The sequence below is a fragment of the Halomonas sp. NPDC076908 genome, from assembly GCF_050269715.1.
In the GTDB taxonomy this organism is placed as follows: Bacteria; Pseudomonadota; Gammaproteobacteria; order Pseudomonadales; family Halomonadaceae; genus Vreelandella.
The window spans coordinates 81,284-107,369 of the sequence record NZ_JBNNIW010000009.1 but is presented as its reverse complement, the minus strand read 5'-3'; the positions used below and the strand labels follow the sequence as shown (position 1 = coordinate 107,369).

24 protein-coding genes and 3 tRNA genes are annotated in these 26,086 nt (G+C 52.7%); 19 read left to right on the top strand and 8 right to left on the bottom strand.

From position 1 onward, the window contains the following. Positions 1–3 precede the first annotated feature (3 nt). Positions 4–432 carry a secondary thiamine-phosphate synthase enzyme YjbQ gene (locus ACQKE4_RS07485; protein ID WP_290832893.1) on the top strand — a complete coding sequence of 143 codons (429 nt, stop codon included), beginning with the start codon at positions 4–6 and terminating at the stop codon, positions 430–432. A 13-nt stretch (positions 433–445) separates the two neighbouring features. Here the strand turns inward: ACQKE4_RS07485 and ACQKE4_RS07480 are convergent, their stop codons facing one another. Together ACQKE4_RS07480 and ACQKE4_RS07475 are read right to left on the bottom strand one after the other, a co-directional pair. Next, on the bottom strand, positions 446–1,384 hold the full coding sequence (locus ACQKE4_RS07480) for an ABC transporter substrate-binding protein (protein ID WP_427387610.1): 939 nt from the start codon (positions 1,382–1,384) through the stop codon (positions 446–448). Positions 1,385–1,485: 101 nt separating this feature from the next. Then, positions 1,486–2,667 (bottom strand): TauD/TfdA family dioxygenase, encoded by a 1,182-nt coding sequence (locus ACQKE4_RS07475; RefSeq protein ID WP_427387609.1) that lies wholly within the window; start codon positions 2,665–2,667, stop codon positions 1,486–1,488. A 138-nt stretch (positions 2,668–2,805) separates the two neighbouring features. Between ACQKE4_RS07475 and ACQKE4_RS07470 the strand changes: the two genes are divergently transcribed. The 3 genes from ACQKE4_RS07470 (at position 2,806) to ACQKE4_RS07460 (ending at position 4,742) form a co-directional block, all read left to right on the top strand. Next, positions 2,806–3,672: a LysR substrate-binding domain-containing protein gene (locus tag ACQKE4_RS07470; protein ID WP_427387608.1), complete on the top strand. Its 867-nt coding sequence runs from the start codon at positions 2,806–2,808 to the stop codon at positions 3,670–3,672. Positions 3,673–3,802: 130 nt separating this feature from the next. Further along, the gene (locus ACQKE4_RS07465; RefSeq protein WP_427387606.1) at positions 3,803–4,411 is read left to right on the top strand and encodes an FMN-dependent NADH-azoreductase; all 609 of its coding nucleotides are present in this window, start codon (positions 3,803–3,805) and stop codon (positions 4,409–4,411) included. A gap of 31 nt (positions 4,412–4,442) precedes the next feature. After that, positions 4,443–4,742, top strand: a complete 300-nt coding sequence (locus tag ACQKE4_RS07460) for an MGMT family protein (RefSeq protein ID WP_427387605.1) — start codon at positions 4,443–4,445, stop codon at positions 4,740–4,742. A gap of 81 nt (positions 4,743–4,823) precedes the next feature. On the opposite strand, the gene ACQKE4_RS07455 is transcribed toward ACQKE4_RS07460, so the two are convergent. Both ACQKE4_RS07455 and ACQKE4_RS07450 read right to left on the bottom strand, forming a co-directional pair. Further along, the gene (locus tag ACQKE4_RS07455) at positions 4,824–6,392 is read right to left on the bottom strand and encodes a GNAT family N-acetyltransferase (RefSeq protein WP_427387604.1); all 1,569 of its coding nucleotides are present in this window, start codon (positions 6,390–6,392) and stop codon (positions 4,824–4,826) included. A 42-nt stretch (positions 6,393–6,434) separates the two neighbouring features. Further along, the gene (locus tag ACQKE4_RS07450) at positions 6,435–7,349 is read right to left on the bottom strand and encodes a DMT family transporter (protein WP_427387603.1); all 915 of its coding nucleotides are present in this window, start codon (positions 7,347–7,349) and stop codon (positions 6,435–6,437) included. A 209-nt stretch (positions 7,350–7,558) separates the two neighbouring features. Here ACQKE4_RS07450 and ACQKE4_RS07445 point away from each other — a divergent pair, with 209 nt between their 5' ends. The 5 genes from ACQKE4_RS07445 (at position 7,559) to ACQKE4_RS07425 (ending at position 15,948) form a co-directional block, all read left to right on the top strand. After that, positions 7,559–9,580 carry an FAD-dependent oxidoreductase gene (locus tag ACQKE4_RS07445; protein ID WP_427387602.1) on the top strand — a complete coding sequence of 674 codons (2,022 nt, stop codon included), beginning with the start codon at positions 7,559–7,561 and terminating at the stop codon, positions 9,578–9,580. A 173-nt stretch (positions 9,581–9,753) separates the two neighbouring features. Beyond that, the gene (locus ACQKE4_RS07440; RefSeq protein ID WP_427387601.1) at positions 9,754–10,800 is read left to right on the top strand and encodes a threonine aldolase family protein; all 1,047 of its coding nucleotides are present in this window, start codon (positions 9,754–9,756) and stop codon (positions 10,798–10,800) included. A 293-nt stretch (positions 10,801–11,093) separates the two neighbouring features. Beyond that, complete coding sequence (locus tag ACQKE4_RS07435; RefSeq protein ID WP_427387600.1) at positions 11,094–13,016, top strand: PrkA family serine protein kinase; 1,923 nt, start codon at positions 11,094–11,096, stop codon at positions 13,014–13,016. A 35-nt stretch (positions 13,017–13,051) separates the two neighbouring features. Continuing rightward, positions 13,052–14,341 (top strand): YeaH/YhbH family protein, encoded by a 1,290-nt coding sequence (locus ACQKE4_RS07430; protein WP_427387599.1) that lies wholly within the window; start codon positions 13,052–13,054, stop codon positions 14,339–14,341. Positions 14,342–14,382: 41 nt separating this feature from the next. Next, entirely contained in the window at positions 14,383–15,948 is a 1,566-nt protein-coding gene (locus ACQKE4_RS07425; RefSeq protein WP_427387598.1) for a SpoVR family protein, read from the top strand. 108 nt (positions 15,949–16,056) lie between these two features. Here the strand turns inward: ACQKE4_RS07425 and ACQKE4_RS07420 are convergent, their stop codons facing one another. Then, positions 16,057–16,371 (bottom strand): high-potential iron-sulfur protein, encoded by a 315-nt coding sequence (locus tag ACQKE4_RS07420; protein WP_427387597.1) that lies wholly within the window; start codon positions 16,369–16,371, stop codon positions 16,057–16,059. Between the two features lie 255 nt (positions 16,372–16,626). On the opposite strand from ACQKE4_RS07420, the gene ACQKE4_RS07415 reads away from it, so the two are divergent. After that, positions 16,627–16,902 carry an Lrp/AsnC family transcriptional regulator gene (locus ACQKE4_RS07415; protein WP_008958975.1) on the top strand — a complete coding sequence of 92 codons (276 nt, stop codon included), beginning with the start codon at positions 16,627–16,629 and terminating at the stop codon, positions 16,900–16,902. A 76-nt stretch (positions 16,903–16,978) separates the two neighbouring features. Further along, positions 16,979–17,842 (top strand): DNA/RNA non-specific endonuclease, encoded by an 864-nt coding sequence (locus ACQKE4_RS07410; protein ID WP_427387596.1) that lies wholly within the window; start codon positions 16,979–16,981, stop codon positions 17,840–17,842. A 44-nt stretch (positions 17,843–17,886) separates the two neighbouring features. On the opposite strand, the gene ACQKE4_RS07405 is transcribed toward ACQKE4_RS07410, so the two are convergent. The 3 genes from ACQKE4_RS07405 to ACQKE4_RS07395 all read right to left on the bottom strand — a co-directional run bounded on the left by ACQKE4_RS07405 (position 17,887) and on the right by ACQKE4_RS07395 (position 18,275). Continuing rightward, positions 17,887–17,973 (bottom strand) — tRNA-Leu (locus ACQKE4_RS07405). Positions 17,974–18,013: 40 nt separating this feature from the next. Further along, positions 18,014–18,100: transfer RNA gene (locus tag ACQKE4_RS07400), tRNA-Leu, on the bottom strand. 88 nt (positions 18,101–18,188) lie between these two features. Further along, positions 18,189–18,275 (bottom strand) — tRNA-Leu (locus ACQKE4_RS07395). A 249-nt stretch (positions 18,276–18,524) separates the two neighbouring features. Between ACQKE4_RS07395 and rnr the strand changes: the two genes are divergently transcribed. From rnr to ACQKE4_RS07355, 8 genes are all read left to right on the top strand, one after another. Continuing rightward, positions 18,525–20,954, top strand: a complete 2,430-nt coding sequence (gene rnr / locus ACQKE4_RS07390; RefSeq protein WP_427387595.1) for a ribonuclease R — start codon at positions 18,525–18,527, stop codon at positions 20,952–20,954. A gap of 2 nt (positions 20,955–20,956) precedes the next feature. After that, the gene (gene rlmB, locus ACQKE4_RS07385; RefSeq protein WP_427387594.1) at positions 20,957–21,766 is read left to right on the top strand and encodes a 23S rRNA (guanosine(2251)-2'-O)-methyltransferase RlmB; all 810 of its coding nucleotides are present in this window, start codon (positions 20,957–20,959) and stop codon (positions 21,764–21,766) included. A gap of 248 nt (positions 21,767–22,014) precedes the next feature. Continuing rightward, positions 22,015–22,392 (top strand): 30S ribosomal protein S6, encoded by a 378-nt coding sequence (gene rpsF, locus ACQKE4_RS07380; RefSeq protein ID WP_290832926.1) that lies wholly within the window; start codon positions 22,015–22,017, stop codon positions 22,390–22,392. Positions 22,393–22,425: 33 nt separating this feature from the next. Beyond that, the gene (gene rpsR, locus ACQKE4_RS07375; RefSeq protein WP_008958980.1) at positions 22,426–22,653 is read left to right on the top strand and encodes a 30S ribosomal protein S18; all 228 of its coding nucleotides are present in this window, start codon (positions 22,426–22,428) and stop codon (positions 22,651–22,653) included. Positions 22,654–22,665: 12 nt separating this feature from the next. Next, the gene (locus ACQKE4_RS07370; protein WP_427387660.1) at positions 22,666–23,517 is read left to right on the top strand and encodes a hypothetical protein; all 852 of its coding nucleotides are present in this window, start codon (positions 22,666–22,668) and stop codon (positions 23,515–23,517) included. 15 nt (positions 23,518–23,532) lie between these two features. Beyond that, the gene (rplI, locus tag ACQKE4_RS07365; RefSeq protein ID WP_133730184.1) at positions 23,533–23,979 is read left to right on the top strand and encodes a 50S ribosomal protein L9; all 447 of its coding nucleotides are present in this window, start codon (positions 23,533–23,535) and stop codon (positions 23,977–23,979) included. Positions 23,980–24,249: 270 nt separating this feature from the next. Beyond that, positions 24,250–25,638 (top strand): replicative DNA helicase, encoded by a 1,389-nt coding sequence (dnaB, locus tag ACQKE4_RS07360; protein WP_427387593.1) that lies wholly within the window; start codon positions 24,250–24,252, stop codon positions 25,636–25,638. A 79-nt stretch (positions 25,639–25,717) separates the two neighbouring features. Then, positions 25,718–26,014, top strand: coding sequence for a hypothetical protein (locus tag ACQKE4_RS07355; protein WP_427387592.1), 297 nt, complete (start codon positions 25,718–25,720; stop codon positions 26,012–26,014). Positions 26,015–26,086 lie beyond the last annotated feature (72 nt).

Here is a 26,086-nt window from a genome sequence, read left to right as displayed (position 1 = left end):
TTTATGTGGTATCAACAGGAAATTCATTTGCCGGAATTATCTCGCGGCTTTCACCTGATTACCGATGATATAGCACGAGCGCTGCCATGCTTGAGCGATTGTCACATCGGTATGCTGCATTTACAGCTGATGCATACTTCCGCCTCATTAACGTTGAACGAAAACACCGACCCGGACGTGCGTCATGACTTAGATGCGTTTGTACGTCGACTAGTGCCCGAAGAGTTGCCTTATTTTCGCCATACGTTAGAAGGGCCTGACGATATGCCAGCCCACGTGGCTGCCAGCCTGATGGGAACTCAGCTAACATTGGCCGTGCGGGATGGGCGTTTGGCCTTGGGTACTTGGCAGGGGATCTGGCTGGGAGAGCACCGCGACCAGGGAGGGCCGCGGCGGATATTGGCCACATTGAATGGCTGTGAAGCAACGTAATGTCGGTGAAAGCTTACAGATTAAAGCGCTCTTCAATCACGGGCCATGCGGGGTCGCCGTCCGTGGTTGTTACATCGTCTAGCATTGCTTCTATGCGCTCAGGGTGATCGGTGACCCACTGTTCGGCGACATTGGCAAGATCTTGCTCTTCTTGACCGAAGGCTTGAATCATCCAGCTCTGCTCTTCAGCGGTGAAGGTGAACTGTTCAAAGAACGTCACCACATTGGGGTGGGCATTTGCATAGTCGCTGCGTAGCAGCGTCAGCACGTCGCTTTCGCCGTTATTCTCACCAAATAAATTCTCAGGATCATCCAGGTAACGCATTGGCAGTTCAAGGTTCATCCAGTGAGGGGTCCAACCGACCCATACGATGGCCTCTTCTCGGGAAATCGCATCACGTGCCGCAGAAAGCATGCCGACTTCACTGGTATCGACCAGACGCCAATCACCGAGTCCCCAGGTGTCGTTATCAATCGCATCATGCAGAATCTCACTGGCGGCAGAGCCTGCCCCAAAACCATGTATTTGACCATTGAATTGGTCTCGGTGGTCATCCAGGTCGGCAAAACTCTGAATGCCACTTTCATACAGATACTCCGGCACCGCCAGGGTCATTTGCGCGCCATCAACGTTGTTGGCGACATCAATTAACACACCCGACTCTTTACGGGGATTATACATCTCACGTTGTGCAGGTAGCCAAGCGCCTAGGAATGCGTCGATGTCACCACTTTCGATACCCTGGTAGATCACCTGCAAGCCAATTTCATGAGTGCTGGTTTCGTAACCGAGCGGGTTAAGGAGCTGCTCGGCAATGGCGGTTTTTACCGTAATGCCAGGCCAGGCGGGCACACCAAAGTCGAGAGTTTGGTCGTCCGCCTGAGCCATTGAGGCGAATAGTGCCGTAGTGACGAGGGCAATGCCTGAAGCGAGAGGTTTAAGGTGTGTCATTGAATCTCCTTGCTAGGTTTTATAGTTGATGAGGTTATATAGTTGATGAGGTTTTTTTGTCGGATAGATATTGTTATCAAATACATTAATGTCGCGTTTAGTTAATCACTGCGTGCCAGCACGCGAAGGCGTGAGGCCAGCATGTCACGATCTAGGTAGGTGCCTTGTAAATGACGAGCGCCGCTGTTGGGGTCGAACTCGCGCCGTCCGTGGAGTACGCGGCGGTTATCAAAAGCGATCATCTGCCCAGGGCGAAGGGAGAACTCTAACTGGTGCGCGTCACTATGAAATAGCGTCCATAGAAGGGCGTAGGCGTTGTACCAGGTATCCATCTGCTCGACGGGTAGGTGCAGCGCATCGCGAATCCAGTTGTTTAACCGCATTTCGACCAGCTTACCTTCGGCATCTAGTGTGATAACCGGTGCTCGGGTGGAAATGTCATGGGTTTCATCCTGGAAGCGAAAATCGATCGGTGTTTCGCTGAGGATGGCTAGCGCTGCAGGGTCTTGCTGGCGTAGTGCTTCTACCACTCGGGCGCCGTCGGCAAATAGCGATTCGCCGCCACTGGCTTCGTTCTGTAGGCAGTAGAGCAACTGAATATCCGGCGGCTGGCGCCAGTTGGGTAAGTCGATATGCAGCGGTAACCCCACCGCGGTGTAGGCCGCATTATTGGGATTGGGTTTGGAGCGTACATCGAAGCGGGCACCAAAGTTGGTGGCGCGCAGGGGGCCAATGCGTTCGGCTAAACGGCTCACTTCCTCTTCTATCAAGGGGCCATCGGTAATCAGTGCCAGCCCGTCGCGAAGCATGGCGGTTAGCCAGGATTTTTCGCCTTGAGACGTTAAAAAGTCCGCATGGTGGACGCGTTCAGGAGCAAAGTTATCACCCCACGGCTGGATGCTGGGTACCGCCGAGTAACGTATAGCCTCTGGGCGGCGCTGGTGAAGCCAGCCGCTATGAAAAGCGCTGACATGACCATCCTGCCAATGGAGGTGTAAGTGCCCGTCCCACAACGCAACGCTTGGTGGCTCAGTGATAGCGTCAAGAGGTAGGTAAAGCCTTTCACGAGTCTGTGGGTGGCGGCAGGCCTGGCAGGCACAGTGGTCGCGCAGCCAGCGTAACGGCAGCGTAGTCTGCTGTCCGTCTTGCCACTCAAGGCTAACACCCATTGGTGTGGTCGCCGCTTGTATGAGTGAGGGTTCGGTATGATAAGGGGTTAGCTCGCCCATCTCTGGTGCGTGTTTATTGCTCGCTGTGGGTATGGTTTGTACTGCGCTGTTCATTAAAACTCCGAAGGGCTCCCTTTGCTTAAGTGCATGAGGGTCGTTAATAACTCCTATTAAGGATGATGAGTAGCGGCGGCGCTGACAAACGATTAATCTGGCCCCTAAGACATCGTTTTACTTATAGGTTGCTTTTTCATGAGTCAGTTACCACCCCTTTTATGGTTGCAAGCCTTTGAATCTGCGGCACGCACGCTAAGCTTTACCGCCGCAGGTAATGAGCTGGGCGTCACCCAAGCGGCCATTAGTCAACGTGTTCGGCTGCTGGAAGATCGGGTCGGACAGAAATTGTTTGTTCGACACGCGCGTAGCTTAACGCTCACGCCCGCCGGGCAAGCGTGGCTACCGAGTATTCACGATGCTTTTACCCGCATCAGCGAAGGCACGTTAGAAGTCTTTGGGAGTACTTCTGAGCAACCTGTCACGTTACGCACGACACCGGTGATTCAGCAGTCATGGTTGGCGCCGCGCTTAATCGCCTTTCATCGTGCCCATCCCCACATCGCTTTACGATTGGTCAGTGCTATCTGGCCTGATGACTTTGGCCCTGAAGGGGCGGATATCGAAATTCGCTACGGTAAGGGGGAGTGGACGGGTATAGAGATGCAGCCCCTTGGTGAAGAGCAACTGCTGCCTGTTTGCTCGCTGGCGTTAGCGGAGCAGCTTATGACGCCCGCTGATTTAGCCGGGCATACGCTACTGCATGCGGTGGGGTTTGGCGTAGGTTGGCCCGGGTGGCTACAAGAAGCAGGTTTTGCGCATTTGGAGTCGCAGTGCTGGTCACTCACCTGCGATAACCAGGTCATGACGTTAGCACTTGCTAGCCAGAGTGGCGGCGTTGCGCTGACTCATCGACGCTTAATGGAGCAGCGTAACGATTTAGTGGCTCCTTTTGATCTTAGTATACCTAGCGATGAACGTTTTTGGCTGGTGCGACCAAGTCGGCGCCATATTAGCGACGAAGCGGCATTGGTCTGGCAATGGCTTTGCTACTCGATAGTCTAAAGTACTGTGCCGGTTTTTATCCATAATTCGATTTAATCGAATACAAGGCGGAAAACGTTGCGCTTTTGCTTCTTATAAAGCGCCGTAGAATAGCGATCAATATCTACCCCGATTCAGTTTGGAGCTTTCTATGTCGACCCGAGCCTTAGTTATTACTTCATCTATTCTGGCTGAAAATGGCCAATCTATTGCGCTAGCTAATCGCTTTATTGAACAGGCTAACGCCCGCGCTAATATTGATGTTACCCAGCGTGATGTAGTGAAAAATGCGTTACCCCACCTGGACATCAGTGAATTGGGCGCTTGGCAAGTGGCAGGCGCAGAACGTACTGCTGAACAGCGGGCGCTGGCCTCTCGTTCCGATGAGCTACTGGCAGAGCTTCGTACTACTGATGTGCTGGTACTTGCCGTGCCGATGTACAATCTCGGTATCCCATCTCAGCTAAAAGCGTGGTTTGACCGGGTACTGCGAGCGGGCGAAACGTTCCGCTATACCGAAAATGGTCCGCAAGGATTGGTGGAAGGTAAGCGCGCGATTATTCTGGCAGCTCGTGGTGGGCAGTACGCAGGCACCGAATTTGATAGTCAAACACCCCATCTGAAGACCATGCTAGGCCTGATGGGCATTACCGATGTTAATGTGGTCTATGCTGAAGGCTTAAATATGGGCGAGCAGCAGCGCGCTGCCGCTCTAAAAGAGGCCTTCCAAGCGATTGATCAACTGGTTGAGGGGCTTTGAGTACTTTCTTGCATTAAAAGGACAATGTCACATGGCTCGGCCTGAATTACTCGAACAGATCTACACGATTGTCGATCAAATTCCATCGGGGCGTGTGACCACCTACGGGCGTATCGCAGCAATGACCGAAGGTGCCACCCCGCGCATGGTGGGCTCCGCGATGCGTCATCTGCCGGATGGCCATCAATTGCCCTGGCATCGCGTGATCGCCTCATCACTCAAGCTTGCAGATCACGGTGGGGCAGAGCGCCAACACCGTAAGTTGCGCGATGAGGGAGTGTTGTTTGATGCCAAAGGCCGCGTTCCCGCGCACCTTGTTTGGCCTGATTGAGCTATTCCGATTAAGCTATGTGGTACGAATAGAAGCAACAACGCCGCCCAGTTGGGCGGCGTTGTTGTTTTGTTTAACGCTTCACTCCTCCAAATTAGCTCCCGATTTCCACGACCAGTCGCGCCAGCGTAGATCAAACAGATCCTTGCGGCGGTCCTTAAGGTTGGTCACCGAGCCTTCAGCGCGTACCACGGTCAGGCGGGTTAAATCCAAATCCGAGAAGAAAATCATCTCAGTATTGGGCGTGGTTTCCGCCAGCACCGCGTCGTGAGGGAAGGCGAAGTCAGAAGGCGAGAACACCGCTGATTGAGCGTACTGGATATCCAGGTTTTCAATCGAAGGCAGGTTGCCGACGCTGCCGCAAAGCACCACATAGCACTCGTTTTCAATTGCCCGCGCTTGAGCGCAGTGGCGCACACGCAGGTAGCCATTTTTGGTATCGGTCCAGAACGGTACAAACAGAATGTCCATATCCTGGTCAGCCAACAGGCGCCCAAGCTCCGGGAACTCGACATCGTAGCAGATCAAAATGCCCACGCGGCCTGCGTCGGTGTCAAACACCTGCAGTTGATCGCCACCCTCAATCACCCAATCACGGCGCTCTTGCGGGGTAATGTGTAGCTTGGCCTGACGTTCAACGCTGCCGTCGCGGTGAAACAGATAAGCGATATTGTAGAGCCGGTCATCGTCACCGACTTCTATCATCGAACCGCCAACAATATTGATGTTGTAAGACACCGCCATGCGCGAAAGCTCAGTCTTAAAGCGCTCGGTGAAACCCGCCAAAAAGCGAATCGCGCCCATTTGATCCTGCTGGGCGGCGCGGTCTTGAAGGCCCATTAACGGTGCATAAAACAGTTCTGGAAATACCGCAAAATCACTTTGATAGTCGGAGAGCGCATCCACAAAGTATTCGATCTGCTGTAACGCTGCTTCTACCGAGGCAAATTCACGCATTTGCCACTGCACGGCACCCACGCGCACCTGGGTAGGTTTGTTGTCGAGCACGCTGGCAGCGGGCTCAAACAGAATATTGTTCCACTCAAGCAGGGTGGCGTAGCCGCGCGACTGCTCGTCTTCCGGCAGGTATTTGCGCAGTAGGCGCTTTACCTGAAAGTCATTCGCTTGCTGGAAAGAGAGAATCGGATCGTAGATCTCTTTACGTGAGACTTTATCAATGTATTGCGCGGGCGTGAGCTCATTGGCGTGCTGGTGGTACTCAGGAATCCGCCCACCGGCAAGAATTGCCCGCAGGTTCATGGAGCGGCACAGCTCTTTGCGCGCTTCGTAAAGGCGACGGCCCAAGCGATAACCCCGGTAATCCGGGTGAATTAGCACATCCAACCCGTACATGGCGTCGCCATCCTCATTGTTGAGGATTATCTCGCGATGCCCGATCAAGTCGTCGTACTTATGCGGGTTGGAGAACTCGTCGTAATCCACCTGAACCGTCAACGCTACGCCGACCAGAAGACCATCATCTTCTATCGCTATTTGTCCGTCAGGGAACTCCTGAATCAATTTGTCGATCGTGCGCTTCGGCCATGATCCGCCGATATCGTGATAGACAGCGTCCATCAATGTCTTGAGCTGATCGTAGTCATCGCTCGTCAGGTTACGCAGATTGAGATGCAGTTCTTCCAGGGACATATCAGGGCTTCCCAGCGTCAGAAGTAAACGACCATTCTACCATTATTGGGCGTTGCTCGGCTTATCTGAGGTTACGCCGCGTGTTAATGGGCGTGTCAGCATTTGCGCCATGATCACCCCGGCTAGAATCAGTAGACCGCCCGCAAAGTGGAAACCAGCTACACGCTCGCCTAAAAAGATCATTGCAATGACGGCGCTAAATAGCGGCATCAAGTTAATAAAAATACTCGACTGATTAGCACCGATTTGGCGAACAGCGCGCATCCATAGAAAGGTGGTAATCACTGAGGCGGGGATACCTGCATAAAGAATTAGTCCGATGTTTTGGCTATCAATCGGCGTCATTGGTCCCATTAAATAGGGCGGCAATAAGAACAGAACGGCAAAACAGACTTGGGCATAGAGCATCACCCAGGGCGGCAAATTCATTGACCAGCGCTTGAGCATAACGCCATATAGCGCGTAGCAGGTTGCCGCGACGACCATCAGCGCATCGCCCAACGCGACCTGTAATTGCAGCAAAGAGAACGGATTGCCGCGCCCCAGCAGTACGGTAACGCCTACGAACGCCAGCACGCCGCCTAAAACGCCGCCTAATGAGGGTGGCTCGCGAAGAATCAGTGCGCTGAGAAGCACCGTTAACAGCGGCACCATGGCGGCAAGAATGCCCATGTTAGTAGCGGTAGTGGTTTCTGCTGCCACGTAAGCCAGCCCTTGCCACAGGCCCATGCCGAGCAAGCCTAATAGCGCAAGCTTAGGCCACTGGCGACGAATTTCGTCACGATGGCGCAACACCGCTGGCAGCACAAACGGGGTCATCACCGCCAGCGCTAACAGCCAGCGCAGAAAAGCGATGCTGCTTGGTGCAATGGCACCTACGCTAAGCTGATTAATGGTCATATTACCTGACCAAATCAGCACGGTAGCGAGCGGCGGCAAAAAGTAAATCAAGGGCATAGCTGCGGTTCCTTATCGTTAGCCGGGTAATGTGCCGCGGATTTATGTTCTGGGCAAGGGCTACAAAAGATAGCGTGGCTATTCATAAGGGCTATTCACAAGGACTGTTCGCAAGGGCTGCACAGAAGGGCTATACGTGATGTGCTAGATGTCATACGCTTGTTTGAATTGATATTTATAAAGCATCTAATAAAAGTAAGGAGATCGCGATGAGCCAGACGCCTGCGTACCCGAATTTGTTCCGTCCACTGACCATTGGTCACTTAACGTTGCCGAATCGCATTTTAATGGGCTCCATGCACACTAATTTGGAAGAGGCGCCGAATGGCTTTGAGCGGTTAGCGGTATTTTATGCTGAGCGGGCGCGGGAGGGCGTTAGCCTGATCGTCACCGGCGGTATTGCCCCCAATGCCGAAGGTGCGGTATTCCAAGGTGCGCATGCCCTTATCGATGAAGCGCAATTGGCGGAGCATCGTCAGGTAGTGGATGCAGTGCACGCAGAGGGCGGCCATTTGTGTATGCAGATTCTGCATGCTGGGCGTTACGCCTATTCCCCGAATCTAGTGGCGCCTTCAGCGATTCAGGCACCGATTAATCCCTTTATGCCTCGCGCATTGAGCGGCAATGATATTGAACAACAAATCGCCGACTATGTGCGTTGTGCAACGCTTGCTCAACAGGCGGGTTATGACGGCGTTGAGGTGATGGGGTCAGAAGGCTATCTGATCAATCAGTTTATCTGCCAGCGTACCAACCAGCGTGACGATGAGTGGGGCGGGGCGTTTGAAAACCGTATGCGTTTTGCGGTCGAGATCGTGCGCCGTGTACGCGAAGCGGTGGGTGATCGTTTTGTCATTATCTTCCGTCTCTCGATGATTGATTTAGTCGAACAGGGCAGTACCTGGCAAGAAGTCGTTACCCTTGGTCAAGCCATTGAAGTTGCTGGGGCGAATGTGATCAATACCGGCATCGGCTGGCACGAAGCACGGATCCCTACGATTGTCACCAGCGTACCTCGCGCCGCCTTTACTGAAGTAACGCATCGCATAAAATCGGCGCTATCGATTCCGTTGATTACCACCAATCGAATCAACATGCCGGAGGTCGCCGAGCGCGTACTGACTGCAGGCCATGCCGATATGGTCTCCATGGCACGGCCCTTTCTGGCGGATCCTGCCTGGGTGCGCAAAGCTGAACAGGGCTTAGCGGAGGAGATCAACACCTGTATCGCCTGTAACCAAGCCTGTCTTGATCACACCTTTGCCGGAAAACTGACGTCTTGCTTGGTTAATCCTCGCGCCTGTCACGAAACCGAGCTGGTGATAGCGCCTGCCCAAACGATCAAACGGGTAGCCGTTGTAGGTGGCGGCCCTGCGGGTCTGGCAACCGCTGTCACTGCGGCCAGCCGTGGGCATAGCGTGGTGCTGTTTGAACAACGTAGTGAACTGGGCGGGCAGTTTAACTATGCGCGTAAAATTCCTGGTAAAGAGGAGTTTAACGAAACCCTGCGCTACTACCGGGTAATGCTGGAAAAATATGCCGTAGAGGTGCGCCTCAATACTACGGCAACTGCTGAAACGCTTGCCGACTTTGATGAAGTCGTGCTGTCCACCGGCGTTCAACCTCGCGAACTTACTCTTCCAGGTCACGATCACATTAAGGTGCTTAGTTACGCCGAAGCGATTGAATCCCCTGAGCGCGTTGGCCGTAAAGTCGCAGTGATTGGCGCGGGGGGCATTGGCTTTGATGTTTCCGAACTATTGTCGCATCAAGGTCATCCGGCGCTAGATATAGCCGGCTGGTGCAATGAGTGGGGCGTCGATTTAGCGGTAGGCGAACGGGGCGGTTTAAAAGCGCCGATGCCGCCCGTGGTTGCCCGTGAAATTGTCATGCTGCAGCGTAAAGCCTCTAAGCCAGGTAAAAATCTGGGTAAAACTACCGGCTGGGTGCATCGTGCATCGCTTAAAGCACGTGGGGTAACCACGCTGACCGGCTGCGAATACCTTAAAGTCGATGATGCTGGTTTGCATATCCGCCGTGATGACGTTGATCAGGTCTTGGAGGTGGATAGCGTGGTGGTGTGTGCCGGACAAGAATCGGTACGTGACCTATTGGCACCGCTCGAACAGGCAAAGGTGGCTGTACATATTATTGGCGGTGCGGATGAAGCTAGCGAACTGGATGCCAAGCGCGCGATTGAGCAAGGCACCCGGTTAGCGGCGCGCTTATAAACAAAGAGCATCAACGTGTATTTATAAGTAAGTGCTTAACAGTGCAGGTGACGTAAACCTATAAATGGCGATAGACTGACTGGTCAGCCTAGCTATTAAGCGTAGCTAGGTGTTAAAGGCGCAAGTGGCACCCAGCTTGCGCCGTAAGATCGCCAGATATAAGGACAACCGTCATGACCTCGGAGTGTAGCCCGCGTTTTTTAGCCAGTGATAACACCTCCGGTATCTGCCCGGAGGCGATGGAATATCTGCTTGAAGCCAATCGCAGCGATGATTTGGCTTACGGTAATGATATCTGGACGGCCCGTGCAGCGGATCGCTTCCGTGAGATGTTTGATTATGACTGCGACGTTTTCTTTGTTTTCAACGGCACTGCCGCTAATTCACTGGCGCTTTCGGCGATGGGGCGTAGCTACCACAGCGTTATTTGTCATGAGCTGGCGCATATCGAAACCGATGAGTGCGGTGGCCCTGAATTTTTCTCTAACGGTGCGAAGCTGCTTACCTCACCGGGTGCCAATGGCAAGCTGACGCCGGAAGGTATTGAAGCGCTGGTCACTAAGCGCAGCGACATCCATTACCCCAAGCCTAAAGTAGTCTCGCTCACCCAAGCGACCGAAGTGGGCACGCTCTACTCCCGCGAAGAGCTAATGGCCATTCGCGCCATTGCCGACAAACATGACTTGCGTCTGCATATGGATGGCGCACGGTTTGCTAACGCCTGTGCCAGCCTTAATGCCTCACCGGCAGAGCTCACCTGGCAGGTGGGCGTTGATGCACTGTGCTTTTCGGGTACCAAAAATGGCTTAGCGTTTGGCGAAGCAATTCTGTTTTTTAATCGTGAACTGGCCGAAGATTTCTCTTACCGCTGTAAACAAGCAGGTCAGCTAGCCTCGAAAATGCGCTTCGTTTCAGCCCCCTGGTTAGGGCTATTAGAAAGCGGCGCCTGGTTAACGAATGCACAGCATGCAAATACCATGGCACGCTATTTATCGGAAGGCCTACAGGCACTACCCGGCGTGTCACTAATGTTTCCTACCCAGGCCAACAGCGTTTTTGTTGAATTGCCCCCCTCTGCCATTGAAGCGTTGAAAGCCAAAGGTTGGACCTTCTATACCTTTATTGGCGCTGGTGGTGCTCGTTTTGTATGTGCTTGGAATACTACCGTTGAACTGTTGGACGAGCTATTGACCGATATTCGCTCAGTACTTGAGCGTTAAATCCAACCGTTAATCACTTTTTTGCTGCTGTTCGCTACCTTCCAACCGTTCACGCCGCTGCTCTCCTGCAGCGGTGTGCTGCGTTAACACGCTCTCCTCACATATGTTGTTTTGGTCAACGCAACTATTCGCTTGAATAATTCTCTTACTAATATCGCTGCTGCGTTGAAGGTTTTAGTCATCACTTTTTGCTAATGCTGACTACGCTAAAAAAGCGACACCTCGTTTGGCACACCGTTGCGAAACATTTGGCTTTGCGGTGACTGCCTGGGGATGGGCCACAGGAGAGTTCCATGAGCATCTTTGATCACGTTCAAGACCGTTTTTCCCGCGTTCAGCAAGAAGATATGAGCCTAGAGGAGTATTTGGCTTTGTGCCGTCGTGAACCAAAGGTTTATGCCAGTGCTGCCGAGCGTATGTTGGAAGCGATAGGCGAGCCGGAGGTAGTGGATACGGCAAAAGATGCGCGCCTTTCGCGTATTTTTTCCAACAAAGTGATCCGCCGTTATCCTGCCTTTGCAGAGTTTCACGGCATGGAAGAGGCGATCGAGCAGATCGTCTCCTACTTCCGCCATGCTGCTCAAGGGCTTGAAGAACGCAAACAAATCCTCTATTTGCTTGGCCCGGTGGGTGGTGGTAAATCATCACTCGCTGAGCGTCTTAAGCTGCTGATGGAGCGTATTCCGTTTTATGCCATTAAGGGATCGCCGGTTTACGAATCACCGCTTGGTTTGTTCTCACCTGAGGAGGATGGTGAGCTACTGGAGAAAGAGTTTGGTATTCCGCCACGCTACTTACGCAGCGTAATGTCTCCCTGGGCGGCGAAACGGTTGAAAGAGTACGGCGGTGATATCTCTCAGTTCCGCGTGGTGCGTTTGTACCCCTCACGGCTGAACCAAATCGCTATCTCCAAAACTGAACCAGGCGATGAAAATAATCAGGATATTTCATCACTGGTGGGTAAAGTCGATATTCGCCAGTTAGAGCTCTACTCCCAGGATGACCCGGATGCCTACAGCTTCTCCGGCGGCCTGTGCCGTGCTAACCAGGGGTTGATGGAGTTTGTGGAGATGTTTAAGGCGCCTATTAAGGTGCTGCATCCGCTATTAACCGCAACGCAGGAAGGCAACTACAACCCGACAGAAGGCATGGGAGCAATCCCCTTTGATGGCGTAATACTAGCCCACTCAAACGAGTCCGAATGGCAGGCATTTCGCAATAACCGCAACAACGAAGCGTTTCTTGACCGGGTCTATATCGTCAAGGTGCCTTACTGTCTGCGCGTGTCTGAAGAGATTAAAATCTATCAGAAACTACTCGAAGACTCTTCGCTTAACGCTGCCCCTTGTGCGCCGGACACAATGCGTATGCTGGCGCAGTTCTCCGTGTTGTCACGACTGAAAGCGCCAGAAAACTCCAATATCTACTCTAAAATGCGCGTGTATGACGGTGAAAATCTGAAAGACACCGATCCTCGTGCTAAGTCGATACAAGAGTATCGTGATGCGGCTGGGGTGGATGAGGGCATGCAGGGGCTGTCGACGCGCTTCGCGTTTAAGATTCTCTCTAAGGTGTTCAACTTTGACAGTACTGAAGTGGCCGCTAACCCGGTGCACCTACTCTACGTATTAGAGCAGGCGCTGGAGCGTGAACAGCTGCCGTCGGAAGTGTTTGAGCGCTACTTAGGTTTTATTAAAGAGTTCATGGCGCCCCGTTATGTGGACTTTATTGGTAAAGAGATCCAAACCGCGTATCTCGAATCCTACAGCGAGTATGGCCAAAATATTTTTGATCGCTATGTAACCTACGCTGATTTCTGGATTCAGGATCAGGAGTACCGTGATCACGAAACCGGCGAGCTGTTAAACCGTCAATCACTCAATGAAGAGCTAGAAAAAATCGAGAAACCAGCGGGCATTTCGAACCCCAAAGATTTCCGTCATGAAGTGGTCAACTTTGTTTTGCGGGCGCGGGCGCAAAATAACGGCATGAACCCCAGCTGGCAGTCTTACGAGAAGTTGAAAGGAGTGATCGAGCACAAAATGTTCGCTAACACCGAAGAGCTTCTGCCGGTTATTTCGTTCAATGCCAAGGCCTCTAGATCCGACCAGAAAAAACATGAAGATTTTGTGGCACGCATGGTCGAGCGCGGCTACACCGAGAAACAGGTACGGCTACTTTCCGAGTGGTATTTGCGGGTGCGTAAGTCCCAGTAATGGGTGGCGTAAAGATGAGCGTCTAAGGAGGTCGTATGACCTACTTTATTGATCGAAGGCCGAACGCAAAGCATAAAAGCGCGGTGAACCGGCAGCGCTTTTTGGAGCGCTACCGTAAGCATATTAAACGCTCGGTTGAAGAGGCCGTTAACCGCCGTTCAATCACCGACATGGAGCGTGGGGAGAAAATATCGATTCCTGCGAAAGATATCTCGGAGCCGGTCTTCCAGCACGGCCCAGGTGGCGCGCGTAACGTTGTTTCTCCTGGTAACAAGGAGTTTGTTGCCGGCGATAAAATCCGCCGCCCCAGCGGGCAGGGCGGCGGCAGTGGCGGTGGTGAGGGTGGCGCCTCTAATCAAGGCGAAGGTATCGATGAGTTTGCCTTTACGCTTAGCCGAGAGGAGTTTTTAGAGTTTGTCTTTGATGGTTTAGAACTGCCCCATTTGCAGCGCAAGCCACTGAAGTCGTTGGAAGAGGTCAAAATGGTGCGAGCAGGCCTTTCACGCGATGGCGTTCCTTCTCGTATTAGCATTACCCGTTCAATGCGGGAAGCCTACGCGCGGCGAATTGCCATGCGCGCGCCCATCAAGCGGGCGCTTAAAGAGGCCATCGAAGCACTTGAGGCCGAAGAGCGTAAAGACCAGGTGCTGCGCAACCCTACCCGTATCAATGAGCTGAAAGCCGAAATTGAGCGCTTGGAGAAGCGCATCGCGGGCGTGCCCTTCATTGATACCTACGATTTACGCTACCACCAGTTGAGCGCCCAGCCACAGCCCTCTAACCAAGCGGTCATGTTTTGTGTCATGGACGTGTCTGGCTCCATGACCCAAAACCATAAAGATATCGCCAAGCGCTTTTTCCTGCTGCTGTATCTGTTTTTAGAAAAGCACTACGAGAAAGTCGAACTGGTGTTTGTGCGCCACCATACAGCTGCCCGTGAAGTGACGGAGGAAGAGTTTTTCTATTCACGGGAAACGGGGGGCACGATTGTCTCCAGCGCGCTGAACCTGGTAAATAAAATCATTCAAAAGCGCTACCCCGTGGGCCAATGGAATCTCTATGTGGCCCAGGCGTCTGATGGCGACAATTGGGACGATGATTCGAATATCTGTCGCGATCTGCTGGTCAAGCAGCTAATGCCACAGCTGCAGTATTACGCTTACGTTGAAATTACCCCCCACGACCATCAATCGCTATGGCATGAGTACGAGAGTGTAGTGAAGCAGTTTCCCGAACGTTTTGCGATGCGACAAATTGTTGAAGCTGGTGATATTTATCCGGTCTTTCGTGAGCTGTTTAAGCGCCGCTTAAGCCAGTCCCAGTGATCTTTTATAGAGGCGAGTGACCGCCTGATGAGGAGTGGGCTATGAGTGTATCCCGCAAGCGCAAGCCGATTGCCACCGGCTCCGACTGGAACTTCAGCATGCTGGAGCGTTTCGATACGGAGCTGGCAAGGTTGGCTGATCAGTATCGGTTGGATACCTATCCTAATCAGATAGAAGTGATTACTACTGAACAAATGATGGATGCCTACGCAAGCGTAGGTATGCCTGTAGGTTACCACCACTGGTCGTTTGGCAAGCAATTTCTAGCCGTAGAAGGTGCCTACAAGCGCGGCCAAATGGGCTTGGCCTATGAGCTGGTTATCAACTCTGATCCCTGCATTGCCTACCTGATGGAGGAGAATACGCTGATGATGCAGGTGTTGGTCATGGCACACGCCTGCTATGGCCACAATTCCTTCTTTAAGGGCAACTATCTGTTTCGTACTTGGACCGACGCCTCATCTATCGTTGATTATTTAGTGTTCGCTCGTAAATATATTGTCCAGTGTGAAGAGCGGCACGGCGTACAGGCGGTTGAGCAATTATTGGACGCCTGCCACGCACTGCAAAACTATGGTGTTGACCGCTATAAGCGCCCTTCACCGATTTCAGCTGAAGAGGAGGCGAAGCGCCAGGATGAGCGGGAAGCCTACCTACAGACCCAAGTTAATATGCTCTGGCGTACCATTCCTGAAGCTCCCGCTGGGATTTCACCCTTGCCGGGCAATCTGCATAGCGATGATGACCCCTTAGGTTTACATAGCGGTGGTCTTTATCCTTCTGAGCCCCAGGAGAACCTGCTCTACTTCATTGAGAAAAATGCACCGCTGCTGGCACCATGGCAGCGCGAGATTGTGCGCATTGTGCGCAAGCTTGCCCAATATTTTTACCCTCAGCGGCAAACCCAGGTCATGAACGAGGGCTGGGCGTGTTTCTGGCACTACACGCTGATGAACCGACTCTACGACGATGGCAATGTCGATGAGGGGCTGATGCTTGAATTTTTACAGTCCCATGCCGCGGTGATTAACCAGCCAGGCTTTGATAGCCCCCACTTTAGTGGAATTAACCCCTATGCGTTGGGCTTCGCTATCTTTATGGATATTAAGCGGATGTGCGATGCCCCGACCGCTGAGGATCACGAGTGGTTTCCTGATATAGCCGGCACGCCCTGGCGGGAAACGCTAGAGTTTGCGATGCGCAATTTCAAAGATGAATCGTTTATTCAGCAGTTTCTATCGCCGAAGGTAATGCGCGACCTTAAACTGTTTTTAATCGTGGACGATGATCAGGTTGATACCTTGGAAGTTGCCGCGATCCATAATGAGCAAGGCTACCGTCGGGTGCGTGAGGCGCTTGCAACCCAGTATGCGCTCTCCGTTCGTGAGCCCAATATTCAGGTGGTTGAAGCTGCAATTCGCGGCGATCGCTCGTTGACCCTTCATCACGTGCAGGATAGCCGCCGTCCGTTAGGCCGCAGCGTTTATCCTGTCATTCGACATTTGCAGCAGCTCTGGGGGTTCCCGGTTCACTTGGTTTCTCTTGATGAGGGGCGAGTTACCAGGCGCTATCATTGGCCTGTAGAGGACGAGACTAGCACTCCCTAGGTGTTATACCTGCTAGTATTTCTATACTTGCTAAAAACAACTACCCCGCACAGTGGCGGGGTAGCGGCATTTTTGCTTCTCTAGCGTTAGGCTTTGAACGCTTGGCGCTTATGCTTGAGCGGTCCAGGATTGGCACCAGCCACCGGGCTCAACGCTGTTCTCTGGGAACAGCTGGCAGCCTTCTTTGTCGGCAACCCAGAACATGCAGTTATCGCAGCGTTCGCCATCTTCATACGCAGGGTGGTCGCTAGCTTCACTGGCGTCTTCTACGTAGTTAAGGGCTTGAGCATTGCTTGCGGATGGGTCAAGACGCGGTAGCTCTTGAGCAAAGGCAGTCTTAGAAAGAATGCCCGCGCCAAGTGGAAGGGCGGCAAGGCCCAACACGCTATTGCGCATGAAGTCACGACGGCTCTTATTAGCCATGATTTCTCCTTATCGTCACGGTTTGACGTTTGGTCACGGTTATCGGGTGGTTGACCACCTCTTAATGCTCCGCAGAAACCTGCAAGACGGAGTTCTTAGCTACATGCTAGCGGATGTACAAAGGTTGTGCGAATCATCCCGCAAGTATAGCGACAATTGGTCACGCTGATGCTGAAGCTGCGTCTACTTCCTGGTCGCTGGTATACTCTGACAAGCATTTTTGGATTGTTACTATTCTAACGTGAGAGGCGGGCCATGCAAAACGCAGTCATATTAATCAATACCGATAAAGGTCAAGTGAAGGCGGTGGCAGAGCGCCTTGCCGATGTAGAAGGTATTAGTGAAGTTTACTCAACCTGTGGGCGTTACGACTTGGTTGCTATTGCCCGCACCCGTGATTTTGAAAGTTTGGCTGAGCTTGTTACCGAACGTTTGAATGCGGTGGAAGGGATTAGTGATACCGAAACGCTTAATGCCATGCAGGTTCACTCTCGGCACGATTTAGAAACCATGTTTTCACTAGGTTGGTAGTTTGAATTAGACCTATCAACACATGCGGCATATAAAATGATAAGTGCTTATAAGCGCTAGCCTGGGAGTAAATCTGTTGGGGAAATCGGTTTCACGCTGGCGTCGGCAGGGTCGACGCTTTGGTATTGTTTTGCTGTTTGTTGTTGCCGGTACCGGTCTTTGGGAGTTTCAAGAGCGCCAGCATAAAGATGCGTATACCTGGATGGGTGTGCCGACATGGGATAGCTTTCATCCCACCACCTTTCATCGTGTTCTGCGTAATGATGGCTTTCTAGTTGGCTGGTCGGATGTGCGAGTGAATCCGCTATGGGTCAGCTATCAGGTTGAAGCGGTGCCTGATGAAACCCGAATTGGTTCCCGGCCTAACTTTCAAGCAGACTGGCGAACGCTTTGGCCTGTTGGCACCGATAGCTATGCGGGTAGTGGTTATGATCGTGGGCATATGGCACCCAATTACGCGATTGCCGCTGTGCATGGGCGCAGTGCCCAAGTAGATACTTTTTTGATGAGCAATATGACCCCTCAACGGCCCGAGCTAAATCGTCAGCTATGGCAGCGTTTAGAAGAAGCGGTGATGGATCATTTCGCGCCGCGTTTTGATCGTTTACAGGTTATTACTGGGCCGGTATTTCCAGAACGTTTTATGGATAACGTATTTAACCGTGTTGGCTTGGTTGAAGTCCCAGAAGCGTTTTATAAAATTATTGTAGCGCCACACAGTGACGCGCCATTAGCGCTGGCATTTATTATGCCCCAAGAAGTGCGTGGTAATGAGCCGCTTGATGATTACTTGGTGACCATTGATGAAATAGAAGCGCGCACGGGGCTTAACTTCTTTCCAGACTTAACCGCTGAAGTGGAAGCTGTATTAGAAGGGGAGTTGCGCACACAGGGTTGGGCGCTTGAAGAAGTCGCACGTCGTCGTGGGCGTTTTCAATAATGTATATAAGAAGGGTGATAATGATGCGGACGGGTACCACTGAGTGGTGCCCAGGAGAGGACTTGAACCTCCACGTCCATACGGACACTAGCACCTGAAGCTAGCGCGTCTACCAATTCCGCCACCTGGGCGCATCATTTATAGCTAACATAATCTTTGTTTGTGTTCGTATGGTGCCCAGGAGAGGACTTGAACCTCCACGTCCATACAGACACTAGCACCTGAAGCTAGCGCGTCTACCAATTCCGCCACCTGGGCGAACACAAACTTACTGCTATTACGCTTACTGCCATTACTTGCAGTCGCACCTAAATACATCATGGAAAGGGGATAACATGATGTAACTTGGTGCCCAGAAGAGGACTTGAACCTCCACGTCCATACGGACACTAGCACCTGAAGCTAGCGCGTCTACCAATTCCGCCATCTGGGCAAGTGGCGCGTATAATACCGGGGTGTTAGTTAAATGCAAGACCTTGAGCGCGCTTTTTATAAAGCAAATTGTATAAACTGCGTTCAAGACGGTTGGGTGAATGAACGTGCAGCGCTATACTGCCTCCATGACTAAACAAAACTGTATTCATTTCAGCTTTAAAAATACTGAAATATCCCGCCCGCAACGCAATGCGTATGCGCTTTTTTTATGCCTCTCGCAAATGACGCCTTCAAGGATGTTGCTCGTATGAAGTATTGGACGTTAAGTGATGATCCGCATGCCGAGCGCGAGGCGCATAAATATGGTAATCCAGCGCCGAGCCGAGAGTATCTGCTTGCCGCATTAGAGAGCTATGGCAAGCCGATTACCCACGAAAATATGAGCCGGATGCTGGGGCTTGAAGACGAAGATTTAATTGAAGCCGTTCGACGCCGATTGGCAGCCATGGAACGTGATGGCCAAGTGCTGCGCGATCGCCGCGGTGCCTATGCGCTGATCGATAAGCTTGATCTAGTGAAGGGTAAAGTGCTGGGCCACCGTGACGGCTTTGGTTTTCTGCTGCGTGATGATGGCAAAAAGCCTGATCTGGTATTACCGCCGCGCCAAATGCGACGCGTGTTTCACGGTGACCATGTACTGGCTCGCGTTAGTGGTCGCGATCGCCGTGGCCGTGATGAAGCGACCATTGCTGATGTCATTGCGCGCAACACCCAAACGATTGTTGGCGTTTACCGTAGCAATACGCCTGAATTTGGCATACTGATCCCGGAAAATCCGCGCATCACTCAGGAAGTGATTATTCCACATAGTGCTTGCGGTGGCGCTAAGGATGGCCAGGTAATCTCTGCCAAAATTGTCCAGCAGCCTGCGACACGTATACAGCCGGTAGGCGAAGTGGTCGAAGTGCTGGGTGAGCGCATGGACCCAGGTATGGAAATTGATATTGCGATCCGCAGTTACGATATTCCCGCTGAGTTCCCCCCGGAAGTCATCGACCAGATTGGCGGTATTTCAGCTGAAGTGCTGGAAGATGATAAGCAGCACCGCGTTGACCTGCGCGACGTGCCGCTGGTCACCATCGATGACGAGTCCGCCAAGGACTTTGACGATGCGGTGTGTGCTTGGAAAACCAAATCTGGAAGCTGGAAGCTGCTGGTAGCGATTGCTGATGTATCGCATTACGTGCGCCCCGGTACGCCGCTAGACGACGAAGGCCGTACCCGTGGTAACTCGGTCTACTTCCCCGGCCAAGTGGTTCCCATGCTGCCTGAGCTGCTCTCTAACGGGCTTTGTTCACTCAACCCCCATGTAGATCGCCTAGTGCTGGTTTGCGAGATGAATATCTCGAAAACTGGCGCGATCAGCCGCTACCGCTTCTATGAAGCAGTGATGAACTCTCACGCACGCCTTACCTATAACAAGGTTGCTGCGATTCTTGATGAGAACAGTGAAGAGGGTAAAGCGCTGCGGGAAGAGCATAGCGATCTTTTGAAGCCGCTGCAGAGCCTGGAAGAACTTTACTACCTGCTACGTGAAGCTCGCACGGAGCGTGGCGCTATCGATTTTGATACCACCGAGACAGCGATCATCTTCAATGATGAGCGCAAGATCGAGAAAATCGTACCGCGCAGCCGCAACAATGCGCATAAGCTAATCGAGGAGTGCATGCTGGCCGCTAACGTGGCGACTGCGCGCTTCTTAGATAAGCATGATCTGCCTGCGCTCTATCGTATCCATGAGCGACCCACGCCTGAGCGTCTCGACAAACTGCGCCTGTTCTTGAATGAACTAGGTCTTTCTGTGGGTGGTGGTGATATGCCGACCCCGCAGGATTACCAGGCGCTGCGCGAGGCGATTAGTGACCGCCCCGATGCCGATATCATTCAGACAGTGATGCTGCGCTCGATGAATCAGGCGGTCTACTCGCCGCAAAACGAAGGTCACTTTGGGTTGGCGTATCAAGCCTACGCCCACTTCACCTCGCCGATTCGCCGCTACCCTGATCTGCTGGTGCACCGTGCTATTCGCTCGGTAATCCGCGGCCCGCGTCAGACCAATACGGTGCTGCGCGTAGAGGGTGCGCCGGTTGAGCCGCCAAGCAAGTGGTGCCCGTATACCTTTGAGCAGATGCTTGAGCTGGGCGAACACTGCTCAATGACCGAGCGGCGTGCCGATGAGGCGACTCGCGATGTTGAGAGCTGGCTGAAGTGTGAGTTTATGTCAGACAAGCTCGGTGAGATGTTCGAAGGCACCATTGCCTCGGTTACTCAGTTCGGCTTGTTTGTTCGTTTGGATGAGTTCTACGTGGAAGGGTTGGTACACGTTACCTCGCTGCCTTCGGATTATTATCACTACGAAGCAGAGAAGCACCGTTTGAAAGGCGAGCGCACCGGCACCACTTATCGCTTGGGCGATGGCCTCACAGTGCAGGTTGCCCGCGTTGATATGGATGACCGTAAAATCGACTTTGGCTTGGGTGATGAGAAGCCCCGCCCGCGCCGTCAGCCGCGAAAAAGTCGCGGTGGTGAAGGCGGCGCTGGCAAAGCCGATGGCGGCAGAGCCAGTGGTGGCCGAGCCGGTGGTAATAAGGCATCCAATGGCGAGAAACCAGCTGTTCGTCGCGGCCCGCGTCGTACGCGCAATGGCCCGCGCAAACCATCACCGAATAAGGGCTAAGCATGAAATCGGAACCCTCTCGGCGAGGTCAGCGTAGCCGTTCGAATGCAGGCCCCAAGACGCCTGATGGACTGGATCAAGTGTACGGTATGCATGCCCTGCAGAGCCTGCTGGATAGAGGTGAGTCACCCCGTGAATTGTGGGTTCAGCAGGGGGCAGGTAGCCGCTTAAAAGAGGTTGTCGCCCAGGCGCAGTCACGGGGTGCTCGTGTGAAAGAGCAGCCTCGCGACCTGTTGGATCAATTGACGCAAGGGGCTGCTCACCAAGGAGTCGTGGCTTTTTGCCCGCCGTTGGTTGCTGAGGGTGAAGAGTCATTATGGCTCAAGCTGCGCGCTTGGCAGTCATCTACACCGCCGCTTTTTTTAATTCTTGACGGTGTCACCGATGTTCACAACTTTGGCGCCTGTCTGCGCAGTGCGGATGCGGCGGGTGTGCATGGCGTGATTGTCGCTAAGGATAAAGCCGCCCCGCTCAATGCCACGGTGCGTAAAGTTGCCTGTGGTGCCGCCGAAGTAGTGCCTGTATATCAGGTAACTAACCTGGCGCGCACACTCGCAAAGCTGAAAGATGCTGGTGTTTGGATAACCGGTACCGCCGGTGAAGCGGAATCCAGCGTGTTTGAGATAGATATGACGGGCCCTATCGCGTTGGTGATGGGGGCGGAAGGTAAGGGCATGCGTCGCTTAACTCGCGAAGCATGCGACAACCTTGCCAAGTTGCCAATGGCGGGGGAGGTGTCTAGCCTCAATGTGTCAGTTGCTACCGGTATTTGTTTGTTTGAAGCTGTCCGGCAGCGCCAGCTTGCAAGTTAACCGCCGTCCTACTAAGATACACGCGCCCGTTTGTCTGCAAGCGGGCGTTAGCTGTGAGAATTAGTAATTGAAACTGTTGTTTAAAAGCTGTCGTTAAAGACAGTTGTTGAAATAAACGTTCTGCTTGATGTTCCGGTGGCCGTGAATGCGGCGGCGGGGCACTTCAGTTAACTCCTTGCTTCCCTGTCGTCGTTGGCTGCGTTTAGCAGTAACACACAAAGGAAGCTGTCAAACCGCAAGGAGATCCCATGCGTCATTACGAAATCGTGTTTATGGTCCACCCGGATCAAAGCGAGCAGGTGCCGGCTATGGTCGAGCGCTACACCAGCATCGTTACTGAAAATAGCGGCACTGTGCACCGTCTAGAAGATTGGGGCCGTCGTCACTTGGCTTACCCGATCAACAAGATCCACAAAGCCCACTACGTGCTGATGAACGTCGAATGTTCTGGCGAGACTCTCGAAGAAATCGAGAACATCTTCCGTTTCAACGACGCCATCATCCGCAGCTTAGTTGTTCGCTGCAAAGAAGCTGTTACTGAAGCTTCCCCGATGATGAAACCGGCAGAAGAAAAACGTCCGCGTCGCGAAGAAAGACCGCGCGCTGAAGAAGAAGAAACTGCCTGATTTTATTCACTGCACGTTTTAAGGAGCTAGTCCATGGCACGTTTTTTCCGTCGCCGTAAGTTTTGCCGCTTCACCGCTGAAGGCATCAAGCAGATCGATTACAAAGATCTGGACACGCTGAAGGCTTACATCACCGAAACCGGCAAGATCGTTCCAAGCCGTATTACCGGTACCAAAGCACGCTATCAGCGTCAGTTGGCGACCGCTATTAAGCGTTCGCGTTATCTGGCGTTGCTGCCCTACTCCGATAGCCACCAGTAAGCGTTTAACGTGATGCTGGCACTAGCCCGATGGCTAATGCGGGGTACGCCTTACGCTGCAGGCGTGGCGGCCCTGGCAACGCTAGTGCCTTGGCTGTTCTGGTTAGGGGCAGCCATCGCCGCATTGATGACCCTACGCAAAGGCTTCGCGCCTGCGCTACCGGTGATTATTGCTGCAGCGCTACCGGCTGGCTGGTGGTGGGCTCAGGGTGATGTTATTCCGCTTGCTAGCGTACTGCTGGTAACGCTGATGGCCGTTATTCTGCGCGAGAGGATGCGTTGGGGTGAAACGTTAATTGTAGGGACATTGGTCGCTGCAGTGATGGTTCAGCTTGGCATCTTCACACCGCCAGGTGGCACAGAGCTAATGCTTGAGCAACTGCGTGAAGGTTCAGAAGAAGTGGATCGCATGCTCACGGAATTTTCCAATCAGGGCTACGATACCCAGACCCTTGCTGCATTAGTGGTGGGTGGTGTAACGGGATTAGTAGTGCTGTTGGCAGCGATAGTGTGTTTAGCACTCGCGAGAAGTTGGCAGGCCGGGTTGTATAACCCTGGCGGCTTTCGCGAAGAGTTTCATGCATTGCGCTTAACCCCTAAAGAACTAGCCATTTTGGTAGTTATCGGGGTGGCAGGCATGGTGCTGGGTGCTCACGCACTAGCCATGCTTGGCTGGGTTCCGCTTTTGGTTGCTGGCGTTGCGTTAGTGCACGGGTTTATTGGATTAAAGGGGATGAACGGGCTGTGGTTGGTAGCATTTTATGTGCTGCTAATCACGACCTGGCCCACGATTCTCATTGTGCTGCTGTTGGGGCTGATTGATACATTCGCGAACGTTCGCGCACGCCTTGCCCGCAGCAACTGACAAGAGGTTTACGAGATGGAAGTCATTCTGCTCGACAACATTGGTAAGCTGGGCGGCCTGGGTGACAAGGTCACTGTAAAGCCTGGTTATGGTCGTAACTACTTAGTGCCTTACGGCTTAGCCGTACCGGCCACTAAAGATAACATCGAAGCGTTTGAAGCACAGCGTGCTGAGCTTGAAGCTCAAGCTGCTGAGCGTAAGGCTGAAGCCGAAGCGCGTGCTGAGCAGCTAAACGACATCGAACTGTCTTTGGTTTCCAAAGCAGGCGATGAAGGTAAGTTGTTTGGTTCTATCGGTCCGCGTGATTTGGCTGACGCCATTTCCTCTGCCGGCATCGACGTTGCCAAGAGCGAAGTGCGCATGCCGAATGGCCCGATTCGCCAGACTGGCGAATACGACATCGCCCTTCACTTGCACGCTGAAGTGGATGCCGTTGTACGCGTAGTGGTAGTCGCAGAGTAACTAGTCAATACGCTAAGTAACTAGTTGCGCTAACACGCCTCAAAAGGCGCGGGTTTCCTCCCGCGCCTTTTGTTTTGGCTGGGCATTAGCTATTGCTGGGGTTGCCTAAAAGCGAACTGTGCCACCGCACAGTTTTTTTTAGCCAACGTCTAACTACATCCATTATTAATCAGTGTTGGTAGTCTAATCAGTGCTAGTAGTCACAGTGAAGAGTGGTGACTAAGATAAGCATGTTCACTGGCTACACCGTTGTGTTTAAAGGAGCTCGCTATGCAGGACCAGCCTTCTGCTGATAAGGAAACGGCAGCGCTAAAGCTGCCGCCGCATTCGCTTGAGGCAGAGCAGTCGGTACTGGGCGGGCTGATGCTTGACAACCAGGCCTGGGACAACGTTTCAGAGCGATTGGTGGCGGACGATTTTTACCGTTATGAGCACCGTTTGGTGTTCAACGTGATGATTCATCTGGCTGAGTCTGCTCAGCCATTAGACGTGGTAACGCTCTCCGAAGCCCTCGAAGCACGGGATCAATTAGACACGGTGGGTGGCTTGGCATTTCTGGCCGAGCTTGCGCGTAATACGCCCTCTGCGAGTAATATTCGCGCCTACGCTGATATCGTCCGCGAGCGCGCCACACTGCGTAAACTGATTCGCGCTGCTAACCAAATCGCGGATAGTGCCTTTTCCCCTCAAGGGCGTCCGGCGGATGAACTGCTTAACGAAGCCGAACGGTTAGTCTTCCAGATTGCTGAGGAGCGCCCAAAAACCGGCGGTCCTATCGGCATGAGTGAGCTGTTAACCAAGGCCGTTGATCGCATTGATGAGCTATTTAACCTCAAAGGTGAAATGACCGGGCTTTCAACCGGTTTCCGTGACCTGGATGAGATGACCACGGGTCTACAGCCTTCGGACATGGTGGTTATTGCAGGGCGACCATCAATGGGTAAAACCACCTTCGCCATGAACTTGGTTGAACATGCGGTTATTTCTAGCGACAAGCCGGTGATGGTGTTCTCCATGGAGATGCCCGCCGAATCGCTGATGCTGAGGATGCTATCGTCGCTGGGTAGGATTGATCAAACCCGTGTGCGGACTGGTCAGTTGGAAGATGAGGATTGGCCGCGTTTAACTTCCGCAGTTAACCTGCTTAAAGACAAACAGCTGTTTATCGACGATACCGCGGCCTTATCACCTAATGAAATGCGCTCACGGCTGCGCCGAGTCGTGCGTGAGCATGGCAACATAGCGCTGGTAATGATCGATTACCTTCAGCTCATGCAGATTCCCGGTTTCAATGAAAACCGTACTGGGGAAATTTCTGAAATCTCGCGCTCCTTAAAAGGGTTGGCAAAAGAATTTAACTGCCCTGTGGTCGCACTTTCACAGCTAAACCGCTCTTTGGAGCAGCGCCCCAACAAGCGGCCAGTCATGTCGGATTTGAGGGAGTCTGGAGCGATTGAGCAGGATGCGGATGTTATCGCCTTCGTTTATCGTGATGAGGTTTATAACCCAGATAACCCCGATAACCAGGGCATCGCTGAGTTAATTATCGGTAAGCAACGTAACGGGCCTATCGGTACGGTGCATATGGCGTTTATTGGTAAATATACCCGCTTTGAGGATTTGGCTCCGGATAGTTACGGCGAAGCTTTCGGTGATTAAGCAGTCTCTGATTAACTTGAGGATGGGGAGTAAGCTCGTATAATGCCCCACCCAGAAATGTAGATAACGGGAGTAGCAAATGGCAGGTGGATTTCGGCGCGGAAATAGGCAGCGTCTTCCTAAGCTAGAAGGTCGCGGTGAGTTGCAGTCGTTAGAGCGCGAAGGACCTTTTAAAGAGTGGCTAGGTATGCCCGATCTTTACCGTTACCACTTAGTTGTGGAGGGTGAAAAGTATAGCTATCAAACTGAAGATGGCGAGCTTCCTGTGGCAGTAGGAGATAAGGTGGTTTTCCGCTACAAGGAAACAAAAGGCGGTAATTGGATCGACCGTAATTCGCTTGGTAAAGCTATCGACCCTTCTGAATATCAACGTTAAGCACTGTTTGTTGACTCTTTGGTCAGGAACTCTCTTGCACTGTTGCCCTCCTAGTTATTAAATGTAGAAGTG

Bases quoted from the DNA above. Each gene is read 5' to 3' on its own strand.
- rplI (WP_133730184.1), top strand. From the start codon at position 23,533: ATGGAAGTCATTCTGCTCGACAACATTGGTAAGCTGGGCGGCCTGGGT.
- ACQKE4_RS07425 (WP_427387598.1), top strand. From the start codon at position 14,383: ATGAGTGTATCCCGCAAGCGCAAGCCGATTGCCACCGGCTCCGACTGG.
- ACQKE4_RS07455 (WP_427387604.1), bottom strand. From the start codon at position 6,392: ATGTCCCTGGAAGAACTGCATCTCAATCTGCGTAACCTGACGAGCGAT.
- ACQKE4_RS07465 (WP_427387606.1), top strand. From the start codon at position 3,803: ATGTCGACCCGAGCCTTAGTTATTACTTCATCTATTCTGGCTGAAAAT.
- ACQKE4_RS07420 (WP_427387597.1), bottom strand. From the start codon at position 16,371: ATGGCTAATAAGAGCCGTCGTGACTTCATGCGCAATAGCGTGTTGGGC.
- rpsR (WP_008958980.1), top strand. From the start codon at position 22,426: ATGGCACGTTTTTTCCGTCGCCGTAAGTTTTGCCGCTTCACCGCTGAA.
- ACQKE4_RS07485 (WP_290832893.1), top strand. From the start codon at position 4: ATGTGGTATCAACAGGAAATTCATTTGCCGGAATTATCTCGCGGCTTT.
- ACQKE4_RS07460 (WP_427387605.1), top strand. From the start codon at position 4,443: ATGGCTCGGCCTGAATTACTCGAACAGATCTACACGATTGTCGATCAA.
- ACQKE4_RS07370 (WP_427387660.1), top strand. From the start codon at position 22,666: ATGCTGGCACTAGCCCGATGGCTAATGCGGGGTACGCCTTACGCTGCA.
- ACQKE4_RS07480 (WP_427387610.1), bottom strand. From the start codon at position 1,384: ATGACACACCTTAAACCTCTCGCTTCAGGCATTGCCCTCGTCACTACG.
- rnr (WP_427387595.1), top strand. From the start codon at position 18,525: ATGAAGTATTGGACGTTAAGTGATGATCCGCATGCCGAGCGCGAGGCG.
- dnaB (WP_427387593.1), top strand. From the start codon at position 24,250: ATGCAGGACCAGCCTTCTGCTGATAAGGAAACGGCAGCGCTAAAGCTG.
- rpsF (WP_290832926.1), top strand. From the start codon at position 22,015: ATGCGTCATTACGAAATCGTGTTTATGGTCCACCCGGATCAAAGCGAG.
- ACQKE4_RS07355 (WP_427387592.1), top strand. From the start codon at position 25,718: ATGGCAGGTGGATTTCGGCGCGGAAATAGGCAGCGTCTTCCTAAGCTA.
- ACQKE4_RS07450 (WP_427387603.1), bottom strand. From the start codon at position 7,349: ATGCCCTTGATTTACTTTTTGCCGCCGCTCGCTACCGTGCTGATTTGG.
- ACQKE4_RS07430 (WP_427387599.1), top strand. From the start codon at position 13,052: ATGACCTACTTTATTGATCGAAGGCCGAACGCAAAGCATAAAAGCGCG.
- ACQKE4_RS07470 (WP_427387608.1), top strand. From the start codon at position 2,806: ATGAGTCAGTTACCACCCCTTTTATGGTTGCAAGCCTTTGAATCTGCG.
- ACQKE4_RS07435 (WP_427387600.1), top strand. From the start codon at position 11,094: ATGAGCATCTTTGATCACGTTCAAGACCGTTTTTCCCGCGTTCAGCAA.
- ACQKE4_RS07475 (WP_427387609.1), bottom strand. From the start codon at position 2,667: ATGAACAGCGCAGTACAAACCATACCCACAGCGAGCAATAAACACGCA.
- rlmB (WP_427387594.1), top strand. From the start codon at position 20,957: ATGAAATCGGAACCCTCTCGGCGAGGTCAGCGTAGCCGTTCGAATGCA.
- ACQKE4_RS07415 (WP_008958975.1), top strand. From the start codon at position 16,627: ATGCAAAACGCAGTCATATTAATCAATACCGATAAAGGTCAAGTGAAG.
- ACQKE4_RS07445 (WP_427387602.1), top strand. From the start codon at position 7,559: ATGAGCCAGACGCCTGCGTACCCGAATTTGTTCCGTCCACTGACCATT.
- ACQKE4_RS07440 (WP_427387601.1), top strand. From the start codon at position 9,754: ATGACCTCGGAGTGTAGCCCGCGTTTTTTAGCCAGTGATAACACCTCC.